Origin of the sequence: Kurthia senegalensis, from assembly GCF_000285595.1 — a bacterium.
Taxonomy (GTDB): Bacteria; Bacillota; Bacilli; order Bacillales_A; family Planococcaceae; genus Kurthia; species Kurthia senegalensis.
In genome coordinates this window covers 146262-158994 of record NZ_HE611064.1, presented here as the reverse complement: position 1 = coordinate 158994, position 12733 = coordinate 146262, and the positions used below count along the sequence as shown (strand labels likewise).

12 protein-coding genes are annotated in these 12733 nt (G+C 37.9%); 9 read left to right on the top strand and 3 right to left on the bottom strand.

Going from position 1 to position 12733, the window contains the following annotated elements; all coding sequences use genetic code 11:
• The first annotated feature begins 1 nt into the window (after nucleotide 1).
• On the top strand, nucleotides 2–484 hold the full coding sequence (locus tag KSHG_RS01135; protein ID WP_010300616.1) for a GNAT family N-acetyltransferase: 483 nt from the start codon (nucleotides 2–4) through the stop codon (nucleotides 482–484).
• 150 nt (nucleotides 485–634) lie between these two features.
• Here KSHG_RS01135 and KSHG_RS01130 read toward each other — a convergent pair whose 3' ends face one another.
• A complete protein-coding gene (locus KSHG_RS01130; protein ID WP_010300612.1) occupies nucleotides 635–1432 on the bottom strand; it encodes an enoyl-CoA hydratase/isomerase family protein in 798 nt (265 codons plus the stop codon).
• Between the two features lie 202 nt (nucleotides 1433–1634).
• Between KSHG_RS01130 and KSHG_RS01125 the strand changes: the two genes are divergently transcribed.
• From KSHG_RS01125 to KSHG_RS01100, 6 genes are all read left to right on the top strand, one after another.
• On the top strand, nucleotides 1635–2153 hold the full coding sequence (locus KSHG_RS01125) for a hypothetical protein (RefSeq protein ID WP_010300608.1): 519 nt from the start codon (nucleotides 1635–1637) through the stop codon (nucleotides 2151–2153).
• Nucleotides 2154–2594: 441 nt separating this feature from the next.
• Nucleotides 2595–3371, top strand: coding sequence for an alpha/beta hydrolase (locus KSHG_RS01120; RefSeq protein WP_010300605.1), 777 nt, complete (start codon nucleotides 2595–2597; stop codon nucleotides 3369–3371).
• A 225-nt stretch (nucleotides 3372–3596) separates the two neighbouring features.
• The gene (locus KSHG_RS01115; protein ID WP_010300603.1) at nucleotides 3597–4013 is read left to right on the top strand and encodes a PaaI family thioesterase; all 417 of its coding nucleotides are present in this window, start codon (nucleotides 3597–3599) and stop codon (nucleotides 4011–4013) included.
• Nucleotides 4014–4145: 132 nt separating this feature from the next.
• A complete protein-coding gene (locus tag KSHG_RS01110) occupies nucleotides 4146–5477 on the top strand; it encodes a sodium-dependent transporter (RefSeq protein WP_010300600.1) in 1332 nt (443 codons plus the stop codon).
• An 84-nt stretch (nucleotides 5478–5561) separates the two neighbouring features.
• Nucleotides 5562–6737 (top strand): exonuclease SbcCD subunit D, encoded by a 1176-nt coding sequence (locus tag KSHG_RS01105; RefSeq protein WP_010300598.1) that lies wholly within the window; start codon nucleotides 5562–5564, stop codon nucleotides 6735–6737.
• Nucleotides 6719–9787, top strand: a complete 3069-nt coding sequence (locus KSHG_RS01100; protein WP_010300596.1) for an AAA family ATPase — start codon at nucleotides 6719–6721, stop codon at nucleotides 9785–9787. The genes KSHG_RS01105 and KSHG_RS01100 overlap by 19 nt, the downstream gene beginning before the upstream one ends.
• A 78-nt stretch (nucleotides 9788–9865) precedes the next feature.
• Here the strand turns inward: KSHG_RS01100 and KSHG_RS18645 are convergent, their stop codons facing one another.
• Together KSHG_RS18645 and KSHG_RS15810 are read right to left on the bottom strand one after the other, a co-directional pair.
• Nucleotides 9866–10231 carry a pyrroline-5-carboxylate reductase family protein gene (locus tag KSHG_RS18645; protein ID WP_235728328.1) on the bottom strand — a complete coding sequence of 122 codons (366 nt, stop codon included), beginning with the start codon at nucleotides 10229–10231 and terminating at the stop codon, nucleotides 9866–9868.
• Nucleotides 10117–10671 (bottom strand): pyrroline-5-carboxylate reductase family protein, encoded by a 555-nt coding sequence (locus KSHG_RS15810; RefSeq protein WP_235728327.1) that lies wholly within the window; start codon nucleotides 10669–10671, stop codon nucleotides 10117–10119. The genes KSHG_RS18645 and KSHG_RS15810 overlap by 115 nt, the downstream gene beginning before the upstream one ends.
• 212 nt (nucleotides 10672–10883) lie before the next feature.
• Here KSHG_RS15810 and KSHG_RS01090 point away from each other — a divergent pair, with 212 nt between their 5' ends.
• Together KSHG_RS01090 and KSHG_RS01085 are read left to right on the top strand one after the other, a co-directional pair.
• Complete coding sequence (locus tag KSHG_RS01090; RefSeq protein ID WP_010300593.1) at nucleotides 10884–11831, top strand: MBL fold metallo-hydrolase; 948 nt, start codon at nucleotides 10884–10886, stop codon at nucleotides 11829–11831.
• Nucleotides 11818–12564 (top strand): SDR family NAD(P)-dependent oxidoreductase, encoded by a 747-nt coding sequence (locus tag KSHG_RS01085; RefSeq protein ID WP_010300590.1) that lies wholly within the window; start codon nucleotides 11818–11820, stop codon nucleotides 12562–12564. The genes KSHG_RS01090 and KSHG_RS01085 overlap by 14 nt, the downstream gene beginning before the upstream one ends.
• The last annotated feature ends 169 nt before the right edge of the window (nucleotides 12565–12733 follow it).

Sequence of the window (12733 nt, the reverse complement as noted above, 5' to 3'; positions counted from 1 at the left end):
TATGATGATTCGAGAAGTGATGAAAAAAGATTTATCTTCTATTATGGAAATCGAACGACGAGGCTTTTCTGTAGAGGAAGCGGCTTCAGAAGCTGCTATGGCAGAACGTATTCAAAAGATTCCAGACAGCTTTTTAATTGCTGAGCATGAACATCAGGTAATTGGTTTTGTCGTAGGGAATGTTATGACGAAGCGCTACATAACGGACGATCAGTTTGAAACCTTGACGAATAACCTGGCAATAGGCGGTATCCAAAGTATACTAAGTTTAGCAGTCGATCCAGCTTATCGAAAATTAGGTGTTGGTCAAAAACTAATGGAGCAATTAGAAGACGTAGCCACACGACAACAACGTGAAGCGATTTCTTTGACGTGCTTAACCCATTTAGTATCGTATTATGAAAAGTTAGGGTATGTGAATGAAGGCATATCAGATTCTCAGCATGCGGGAGAAGTATGGTATAACTTAGTGAAATCACTTTAAAACAAAGAGGCTGGGACATACGTGTAGAAATCACCTCTCATATGAGCATAAGAAAAACCGGAATCGCGCTGTGGCGCGGTTCCGGTTTTTCGTTGCGAACGCTAAAAAAGAAAAATGACGTGTTTTGTCCCAGTCTCTTTAAATGTTTGTTTATCGGATTGTTCGCGAAAATTGAGCAGGACGTTTTTCAACAAATGCACGCACACCTTCTGGAAAGTCTAGATGGTCTACAAATGGTGTTGAACTTGTCCATAAATCAGGTGCCGAATCGTTGCATTGCTGTACAGATTGTTTGACAGCTAGTAAGGAAGCGGGTGACATAGAGGCGACAAGTTTCCCTAAGCGAAACGCGTAGCGATCTAGTTGGTCTACAGATGACGTATAATTTAGCATACCGACGCGGTACGCTTCTTCCATTTTTAACGTACGCCCTGTAAAAACAAGGTCTTTCGTTAAACTAGGACCGACGAGTTGTACGAGACGTTGTGCAAATTTATTGTTGAGTGTGATGCCCAACTTGCCAACAGGAATGCCTAGTTTCGCTTGTTCTGAACCAATTCGTAAGTCACAAGCTAAAGCAAGTTCTAATCCGGCACCCATCGCAGGGCCATTAATAATCGCAATTGTAGGAAGCGGGAGACGTTCAATTGTCGCAATCGTATCTTCCATTGCGACAAATGCTGCTTCTGCTTCGTCTAAAGAAATCGAATGAAATTCTTTAATGTCTGATCCTGCTGTGAAATTTTCACCATACCCGCGAATCATTAATACTTTGTTTTTAGGGTTTTGTAATGTTTGAAGTGCGATTACTTTTAATTGTTGCCACATATTGGCTGTTAAAGCATTTTTCGCTTGTGGGCGACGAATCGTAATAATCGCAAGTCCAGCTGTTTCTTGATAAACAATTTTTGCATCTTCTTTTTCTAATTTCGTTGTTGAAACTTTCATAATTGATTGCCCCTTTAGATGGAATAGTAAAACTATTATATAACAGTTTGAGGGAGGAAACGTTATTTTGAACATAAAATGTTGTATTCATGCATAATTCCAAAAAAGTATGAAAAATAAGAGAATTTACATCGAACGATACGTTACCTATTTTATAATGGAATAGAGTTGTTTGATTAGCTGTGGAAAGGAGCTTTTGAATATGGAAATGCTCGTGATTATTTTTCTTATTATCATCATTTTATTCATTGTAGTGAAACCAAAACGTTCGAGGTTAAGTAATGAGAAGCAACTTTTTTTAGAATTGCAGCAACAATTATGGGGAAGCTACAAACAATTTTCGATTCGATCTCAAAATGATATTTTTGAAAAACATTTACATAAAGAAGTAAGAGAGAAAGTTGTGGAGACGAAACAGCTTCCAGAACAGTTAGTAGACGAAATTCGTCAGTTTCACGAAAGTTTACAAAAAGAAATTATGATGTTAAAGCAACAACAAACGGATATAGGGGCAGATTGTTTACAATTGTTTATTGCTTATATGGAAGCACGATACATATTTTTAAATAAAGAATGGGCGTATATGAGAGCCATTTTGCAATCGGATGCTCATGCACTAGAGGCTACACAGTTGTATCGAAAAGCGAGAGATAGGCAACAACAACAGTATCGTGACTTTGAAACGTGCATCAAACAGCAAACAAAAAATATAAATGTGTAAATTTATTTGCGTAAAAGTAATTATTTTTTGAGAAAAGAAAGAAATGTATCTGAAGAATGAGAGGCATTTCTTTTTTTATTGTTCGTATTTTCAAAAAAATGAAAGCGTTTTATCGTAAAATTTCTAATTCAGAACAGTTTTATCGCAAATTCATATTGAATTTCATGAAAATATAAAATCAAAAGTTCGTGAAGTATGTGAAAACCTTCACGAAACCTTATTATAACGCGGTTTATAGATGGACTGAAAGGTATAAAACCTATTACAAAAATGCATAAGTAAATTGAGGTTTATATTGTGTACATTATTGATAAAAGGTGTTAGAGTGTATGTAGCTTAAAGTTGTGTACAAAATTTGTGCAACTTATTCATAAAAAATACATTTGATATTATAAAAAATTGACATATTAAAACGGGTAAATATAAAAGGAGACGTTGTAGATGAAATTACTAGCACCTCAACCATTTACATTGGAAGGCGGCAAACGTGCCGTATTATTATTGCATGGCTTTACAGGAAGCACGAAAGACGTGAAAAAATTGGGACAATTTTTAAATAAAAGAGGCTATACTTGTCATGCACCGATGTACCGTGGTCATGGTGTGGATCCGGAAGAAATCTTGAAATATGGTGCGAAATACTGGTGGGAAGATGTAACACGCGGTTATTTACACTTAAAAGATTTAGGATACGACGAAATTGCAGTCGCAGGTATTTCATTGGGTGGTGTATTCACACTAAAAGTAGGAGCAGAGTTCCCGGTAAAAGGGGTTGTTTCTATGTGTGCACCGATTAAACGTCGTTCAAAAGATGGTTTATTTGAACGTCTTTATAAATATGCAGAAGTGTATAAACGTCTAGAAGGAAAACCAGAAGCTCAAATTGAAATGGAATTAGATGAACTTGAGATGTTGGACCGTTCTGCATTAACAGAAGTACAAAAATTAATTCAACATACGAGTGAAGAAATTGAAGATATTCATACACCGACACTTGTTTTACAAGGAAAATTAGACGATATTTTGTATCAACAAAGCGCACCATTTATTTTTGATACGGTAGAAACACCTGAAAAAGAATTAATTTGGTACAACAATTCAGGACATATTATTACACTCGGTAAAGAGCGTGAACAAGTATTCGCGGATACGGCGAAGTTTTTAGACACATTAGCTTGGTCAGAACCAGCTGTTCAAAAACAAGTCGCAACGATTTAATTGAAAAATTGTATGAGATGAGAACAACTTATCTTTCAATATAGAAATGACGCTGCCAATACGTAGCGTCATTTTTGTTTTTTATTTAGTTGAATAAGTAACGAACTTTTTGAGTTGGCTCGAAGGCTCCTTATTTTTAAAACATTAGTGAATAGTTATTCATTTTTTAGTGCAATTTTACTTATTCGAGCATATAATAGTATAAAAGAGAAAGAGGGGATTTTTATGACGACGATACAAGATGTGATTGAAGGGAAAATTGACATACCAGAATGTGAAAAATTACTTGGGGTGAAAGTCGTTTCAGGAGATTTAGCAAATGGAAAAGTGACGTGTGAGTGGACGATTGAGTCACAACATTTAAATAGAGCAGGCATTGCACTCGGAGGATTTACTGCCGCTGTAGCAGACGTTGCGATTGGTTATGCAGGCGCACTTCTCGTCGACGCGGACCAAGGCTATTCGAGCATTAATTTACAAACGACGTTTCATAAACCACTTTTCATCGGGACGGCACTTTTCCATGCGACGATTAAACGAAAAGGACGTTCTATTATGTATGCAGAAGTAGAAATCGAACAAAATGGAAAACTTGTAGGCGATACGGTGTCTTCTTTAATGATTTTACCGAAGAAAGCATAAAATTTCACGAAACTGAATCAAATGAATGCTTTTTTTATGGTAGAATAACGGTATTCGTTTGCGTATGGAGAAAGCTTCGTACATTAAGACGAATCCGATTTTATCGGTAGAGCAGAGTTTGGAGGAGTTTTTATGCAAGAAAAAGGGCAATGGTCGACGAAACTCGGCTTCATTTTAGCTTCAGCAGGTGCCGCAATTGGGCTTGGAGCGATTTGGAAAATGCCATACGAAACAGGACAAAATGGTGGGGGCGCATTTTTTTTACTATTTGTCATTTTTACGTTATTAATTGGTTTACCGATGTTAATTGCAGAATTTTTAATCGGTAGAAGTACACAAAAAGAAGCTGTATCAGCATATAAAAAACTTGCACCGAAATCCGTGACTGCTTGGATTGGGAAACTGGGCGTCGTTGGTTGTTTCTTATTACTATCATTTTATAGCGTTGTCGGTGGTTGGATTTTACTTTATACGATCAAAGCACTGACAGGAACAGCGATTTCTTCTACACCACCGGACGTATTGTTCGGTCAAGTTACAGGTAGTCCATCAATGACGATTATAGGTGTCGCTTTGTTTACGCTGTTCAACGTATTGATTATTTCTTTAGGTGTTCAAAATGGTATTGAAAAAGCAAATAAATTTATGATGCCTTTGCTTTTTATATTTTTCATCATTTTAGTCGTCCGTTCTTTAACGTTAGACGGTGCGATGGAAGGTGTACGTTTCTTTTTACAACCTGATTTTACAAAAATTACAGGGGAAGGCGTATTGTATGCGTTAGGGCAATCGTTCTTCGCACTAGCAGTCGGTTTTTCATGTATGGTGACGTACAGTTCTTACTTGAAAAAGGAAGAAAGTTTGCCGAGTGCGGCGAGCTCTGTTGTCATTATGAATATCGTCGTTTCTTTATTAGCAGGTCTCGCAATTTTTCCAGCAGTGTTTGCGGGAGGGTTTGAACCGACGTATGGACCGGGTCTTCTTTTTGTCGTGCTGCCGTCTGTATTCGGACATATGCCATTCGGTGAAGTATTCTTTGCGATTTTCTTATTGCTGTTTTTATTTGCGACATTAACGTCTAGCTTTAGCTTGTACGAAATTATCGTCGCTGCAGTCGAAGAAAAAGTGCCGAATGCTCGGAAACGTATTACGTGGGTACTAGGTGTTGTCATTTTTGCAGCAGCTATTCCAGCAGCACTTTCTTATTCAACATTAAGTGATTTTACGATATTTGGTCAAACGATATTTGATGCGACGGATCATTTAGTCAGCAATATTTTGTTGCCACTTGGAAACTTATTAATTGCATTGTTTATCGTGCATAAAGTAGATAAAAAAGTTATTGAAAAAGAATTTTTCAGTGGCAGTCATATTTCTAAAACGTACTACACGATTTGGCGCACCCTTATGACGTACGTCGTACCGGTTGTGATTGCGTTTGTTTTATACAAAGGAATGTTTTAAATGAATGGAACCTGTCTGGTAGAAAGTGAACTTTCTACTCGACAGGTTTTTCTTGTTATAATACATATATAGGAGGTAATTTATATGAAAATCGTACATACGGCAGACTGGCATTTAGGAAAGCTCGTGCAAGGCATTTATATGACAGAAGATCAACGATATATTTTACGTAAATTTATAGATGAGATGAAAGATATTCAACCTGATGTGATTCTCGTGGCAGGAGACTTATATGATCGTTCTATTCCGCCGACAGAAGCGGTGCAACTATTAGATGATACATTGAATGAGCTTGTTTTGACGCTCGGTATTCCGGTCATTGCTATTGCGGGGAATCATGATAGTGCGAGTCGAATTGATTTTGCTTCTTCATTAATGGAGAAAAGTGGTTTACATATGGTCGGGAAATGGCATCAAGATAGCCAAGCTATTCGATTAAAAGATGCGGAAGGATTAGTTGATTTTTGGCCGGTGCCTTTTATGGACCCTTCAGAAGTTCGCTTTGAATTTGAAGATGATACGATTCGAACGCATCAACAAGCGATGGAGAGAATTATCGCATCGATCACAGAAAAAATGGACCCGTCTATTCGTAACGTATTTGTCGGGCATGCATTTGTTACAAAAGGCGGCGAACAGCTTGAAAATGATAGCGAAGGGGAACGTCCTTTATCCATTGGGGGGACCGAATGTATTGATGCGGCCTTATTTATGCCATTTGATTATGCGGCATTCGGACATTTACACGGTGCGCATTTCGTATTAGATGAAAAAATACACTATGCAGGATCACCTTTAAAATATTCTATTTCAGAGCAAAAGCATAAGAAAGGCTATTTAGTCATTGAATTGTCGTCTGAGCAATGTACTGTGCAAAAGAATTTACTTATGCCGAAGCGAGATATGCGTTCGATTGAAGCGACAATGGCGGATTTATTAACGCATGAGCGAAATGAAGATTATGTATTTGTTACGTTATTAGACGAACAACCAGTTTTATCTCCAATGGAAAAAGTTCGTAAAGTGTATCCGAATGCGATGCATGTGACGCGTAAAATGGTTTATTTAGAACGGGACGATACAAAAAATAATGTTCAAAAACAACAAATGAGTGATACGGAGTTGTTTGAAGCTTTTTATAAAGAAATGGAGCAAAAAGACGTATCTCCATCGATAAAAGCACTGTTTGAACAACTATTAGAAGAGCAATTACAAAGTGAACGTGAAGGAGGCAGTGCATCATGCAACCAAAACTCTTAAAAATGACGGCGTTTGGTCCGTATAAAAATTGTGAAACAATTGATTTTCGTCTGTTAGGAGAACAGCGATTATTCGTCATTTCTGGGGCGACAGGTGCTGGGAAAACGACAATTTTTGATGCACTTTTATATGCGTTGTACGGCACAGCGAGTGGAGAGGACCGGCAAGAAGCAAGAAATTTACGTAGTCAATTTGCAGAAGAGGACGTAGCGACGACTGTTGAATTACAATTTGAAATTCAACAAAAATTGTATCGTATTTTCAGACAATTGCCGTACAAAAAAGCAGGCAATAAAAGTGAAACACCTGGTAAAGTCGAATTGTACGAAATCATTGATGGTCAAGAAATACCGCTCGTTGACCAACAAAAAGCAACGGACATTGCCGAAAAAATCCAACAATTATTAGGGCTTACGAAAGAACAATTTAAACAAATTGTCATGCTACCACAAGGGGAATTCCAAAAGTTATTAACGTCTGATACAGAAAACAAAGAAGAAATTTTACGTAAGTTGTTTAAGACGATGAAGTACGGAAAAATTGTCGAAGGATTAAAAGAAAAAAGAAATGATGCACAAAAACAATTAGACGAAGCGCAATTAATGGAACAGCAACTGTATCATACGATCCAACAAAACATCGTGTTACGCGAGGAGAGTGAACTTGCATCTGTTTTTCAACAAAATGATTTTACGAATGCACAACTGAAAAATGCAATGGCAGTAGAACGACAATTTGTTGAAGAAACTATTCCTAATTTAGAAAAGCGTGTGCGTGAGTTATCGACGCATTATGATGAGAAAATGCAAGCACTCGGACAAGCCGAATCATTGAATGAACAAATTGATCAACTACAAGCACTCAAAAGACAAGCGAAACAATTAGCGCGTGAAAAAGAAGCGATGGAACATTTGAAACATACGGTGCAATTAATTACCTATGCGGAAAAAATTACGCCGTATGATGAACAGTATAAAAAAGAAAAGCAACAGCTGACGAAATTACAGACACTCATTCAAACGCTTGAAACAGAAAAAGAACAAGCGGTAACACGACTGAACGAACAACAACAACGTTACGAGCAAGCGATGACAGCGAAAGAACAAATTCCGCATTTAGAACGTGAGTTGAGAGCATTAGTCCCGCTACTCCCTCTTTTTGAGCAACTGCAGCAATTACAATCTGAACAAGTAGTCCTACAAACAGAGCAACAGCAAATGGAAGAGAAACTCATAAAAGAACGCCACGTACTTGAAGAAGCTCGTCGTGTGCGTAATGAGAAGCAACAAGCGATTCGACAAATAGAAGAAGAAGTGGCTTCTCTTCCGTCGTTACAAGAAAACTTGTATAAAGAAATGCAAAATGTTCAACAAATGGAACGATGGATGACAGCGAATCAGACATTCAACTCGATGCGCCAAGAAGTCCTGCAGTCAGACGAGTTGTACAAAGAAGCCTCGGCGCATTATGAACAACTTCGAGCGAGTTGGCTTTCAAATCAAGCGTTCGTTTTAGCTCAAGAGTTAGTAGAAGGCGAGCCATGTCCTGTTTGTGGTTCTTCACATCACGATTTATCACAAAAAGAAGTCGTTTCATTTGATGAGCAAGAATTTGAACGAGCGAAAATGCAATTAGATACGCGCCAAAATGCGTTTTATCGTGTGAAAGCCTCGTATGAAAGTAGTGAAACGACCGTACGACAAGTGGAACAGCAATGTATTCAATTAGGGATTGACTTGAGCGAACCGTATGATGTTACGCAAGTGAAACAATTAGAGCAACGAGTGGGGCATTTAAAAACGAAACAGCAACAACTCGTAGTCGACCGACGTACTTTAGATGAGATGGCGTCACATATAGAAGTGAACGAACAACGATGTAAGCAAGTAGAACAACACGTATATGAATTGCAGCAACGCGTCGCGGCAAATCGTGCACGTTTAGACGATTTACTTCAAAAATTGCCTGAAAATTATACGTCGAAAGATCAACTGACAAAAGAGATTCAGCGCTTAGAAATGGAACAAAAGGCGATTGAGCAAACGGTTGAGCGTGCAACAGATGCACTTCAACAAGCGAAAAATCAATTCGTCATTTGTGAAACGAACGTTATAAATCGCCGAACACAAGCAACAGAAACAGAAGAACGATTACAAGTCGCGCTTCAGTCTTTCCAAGAGCGTGTGCTGCAACAATTTCGTGATGGAGCACATTATCAAGAAATTAAACGTCAAATTCCGCAATATGAGACGTTTAAAACGACATATGAATCGTATGAACAACAAAGTTATTCGGTCAAAAATCAACTAACTGCTTTAGCTGTTTACGAAGGGAAAGAACGTGTGGACGTAACGGTATTGCAAACAGAAGCAGCGCATGTAAAAGAAAAGGTAGTGGCCGCAAATGATTCTCTCGCGCATAGTGTTCAACAAGTGAAGGATTTCAAGCATTTTGAACAACAAGTGACAGAGATGGTAGAGAAAATCCAACAGCTGACGGCAAAAGCGACAGAAATCGTACACGTATACGATTTACTTCGCGGTCAAAATCGTCAAAAAATGTCTTTTGAACGGTATTTACAAATTGAGTATTTAGAGCAAATTATTGAAGCGGCAAATATTCGATTACGGAAATTATCAAATGGACAATTTGAATTACGCCGAAGTGACCGTTTAGAAGCGAGAGGGAAGCAAAGTGGTCTCGGGTTGGACGTATACGATGCCTATACCGGATTAGAACGCGACGTCAAAACGATGTCTGGCGGTGAGAAATTCAATGCCTCTCTTTGTTTAGCACTTGGAATCAGTGATATTATTCAAAGTAGCCAAGGGCAAATGCAAATGGATATGATGTTTATTGATGAAGGATTCGGAACGCTAGATGATGAAGCGTTAAACAAAGCAATCGACACGCTCGTAGATTTACAAAAATCTGGTCGAATGATTGGGGTTATTTCACATGTTCGAGGATTGAAAGAAGCGATCCCAGCAGTTCTTGAAGTGAAAAAACAAAGTGAAGGATATAGTCACGCTACGTTTCATATTCAGTAATATACGTAAAAATAAAAACACGTTCAAAAGAAGCACTCATACGGGTTCCTTCTTTTGAACGTGTTTTTTAATGAATCTCTAGCTATTCGCAAGGTCGCGTGATTTTTTCTCAGCAGCATCGACGCATTCAATAAACGCTTGCTTGACATCAAATTGTTGTAAAGCGGCAATCCCAGCAGCTGTTGTACCGCCTGGACTCGTAATTTTTTTGCGAAGTGTTGCAGGCTCTTCGTCTACTTGTTTTAACATTTCGGCAGCACCCGCCATCGTTTCAACTATTAATTGGTCAACAACATCACTCGTTAACCCATATGCAAGTCCTGCTTCTTTCATCGCTTCGACGACATAGTAAAAGTAAGCAGGGCCACTTCCTGAAAGAGCGGTAACGGCATGCAATTGATCTTCTTGCACTTCGACGACAGTTCCGAACGTTTGCAATAACATCTGGATTTCTTTTTTAAGTTATTTGTCACGGCTTCGTTAAAAGCAACACCCGTCGTACTTTGACCAATTTGTGCAGACGTATTTGGCATCATACGAATGAGTGGGCGGTTTTGAACGATTTTCGCAATCGAATCCATACTGTATCCCGCTACAATAGATAAAATCGGTGTATTCGGTTGAATCACCTTTTTGATTTTTTCGAGTGCTTCCGCTACATCTTTCGGTTTCATCGCTAAAATAATTAAGTCGGACTGTTGAATCGTCGTTTCTAAATTTTCGACGGGTGTTACTCCGTATGTCGTATGCAATGTTTGGATTTTTGCTTTGTTTTGCTTGTTCGTAACGAAAATATTTTCATTTCGAATAAATGATTTTTTCGCAAGACCATGAATAATCGCTTCTGCGATGGAACCTGCTCCGTAAAATAATATGTTATTCACTATGTGACCTCCTATAAATAAAAAACATGTTTTCCCTCAGGCACAAACATGTTGACGTCGTTACTATAATTCGATTAAAAGAAGAGAAAACCTTTTAAATGCTTGAGTTATGTGAATTATAGAGGTGGAAAATTTGAAAGTCAATGTTAAAATTAGAATTATTAGAAAATGAGAAATTATAAATCAAAAAAGAGAAAAGTTAGGTGAGTATTATGGATAAAATTATTCAAATTGAAACGCCGACACCGTTCGGAATAGGAAATGCTAATAGCTTTTTAATCGTAGGAGACACGTTATCGATTGTCGATGTGGGAACTAATTTTCCGGCGGCAGAAGAAGCAATGATTCAAGCTATTTCGGAACAAGGTTACGAGGTTACAGATATCGAACAAATCATTTTAACGCATCATCATCCAGATCATATTGGCTTAACGGATTTATTTACGAATGCAACTGTATTAGGACATGCGTACAATGATTTCTTCTTAAAACGAAATGAAGCTTTTTTTGAATACCAAGCGCGTTTTTATTTAAACCAATTGCGAGAAGAAGGTGTTCCGAGCGCTTACAATCGCTGGATAGAAAAAATGACGAGAGAAGTGGCCTATATGGGTTCTAAACCATTAACGACTATTTTAAAAGATGGAGACCCGATTCCAGGACACCCACATTTACGTGCAGTTGAAACATTAGGTCATGCGCAGAGCCATTTAATGTTCGTGAATGAGAATGAACGATATGCATTCGGTGGAGATTTACTCATTCAATTGATTGCTTCTAATCCATTGATTGAGCCACCGCTTGATCCGACGATGCCACGTCCGAAATCTCAACTGCAATACAATGCATCATTAAAAAAATTAGCTTCATATGAGCTTGAAACTGTTTTTTCAGGCCATGGAGACGCTGTATTAAATAGTGTAGAACTCATTGAACAGCGATTAAACAAACAACAAAGTCGAGCAGAAAAAGTGTTAGCACTTATCGATGCTCCCCTTTCAGCATTTGAAATTACAGAACGTGTATTTCCAACGAAAATTTCTCAACAACTCGGACTTACATTATCGTCTACGATTGGGCAACTCGATTATTTAGTCGAACAAAATCGATTAAAAGCTACGCTCAATCATGAAGGAGTTTTATTATATGAAAGAACGTAAAACCTTTTTAGTGACAGGTGCGACGTCTGGCGTCGGATTTGAAATCGTGAAAATTTTATGCGGAAAAGGCGAACACGTTATTGCGACAGGAAGAAATAAGGAAAAATTAGCGCTGTTAAAACAAGAAGGTGCGGAAATAGCACAAGTAGACTTATTAAATGACGGACAAAGAAAAGCCTTCATTGAACAAATCAATCAAGTGGATGTCGTTATGTTAAGTGCAGGCGTAGGAACGTTTGAATATGCTGATCGTATACGTGATGAAGCCATCGAAAATATGTTGAAATTAAACGTAGAAGTACCGATGAAAATGGCACGTGATTTACTTCATCAATTACCGGATGGGGGGCAGTTGATTTTTATCGGGTCACAAGCAGGAAAGGTTGCGACGCCTAAAGCGAGTGTTTATGCTGCGACGAAGCATGCATTAATTGGCTATACGAATGCTCTTCGTCTAGAACTAAAACAACGAAACATTGCGGTAACAGTCATCCATCCTGGACCAATTGACACACCGTTTATTGACCATGCCGATCAAACAGCGATGTATAGAAAAGCGATGGGCCGCATATTGTTGAAACCAGAAATAGTCGCTGAAAAAGCAGTTCATACGATTCATACACGGAAAAGAGAAGTTAATATTCCTTGGTATATGGGGGTTTCTAGCAAGCTCTATACGATTTCTCCAAAAATGGTGGAATTGTTCGGAAAGTCCTTTTTTAATAAAAAATGAAATAAATATGCATAAAACATCCTTTATATACATTTATTTTGCATAAAAAATGATTGATATGCGAAAAGTTAAAAAAATATCGTATAGAAAATAGGGTGTTTCATAATGTATACCAACGATAAATTAAAATTCACACCTTTTTTTAAAAATTTATAAAAATACACTTGCG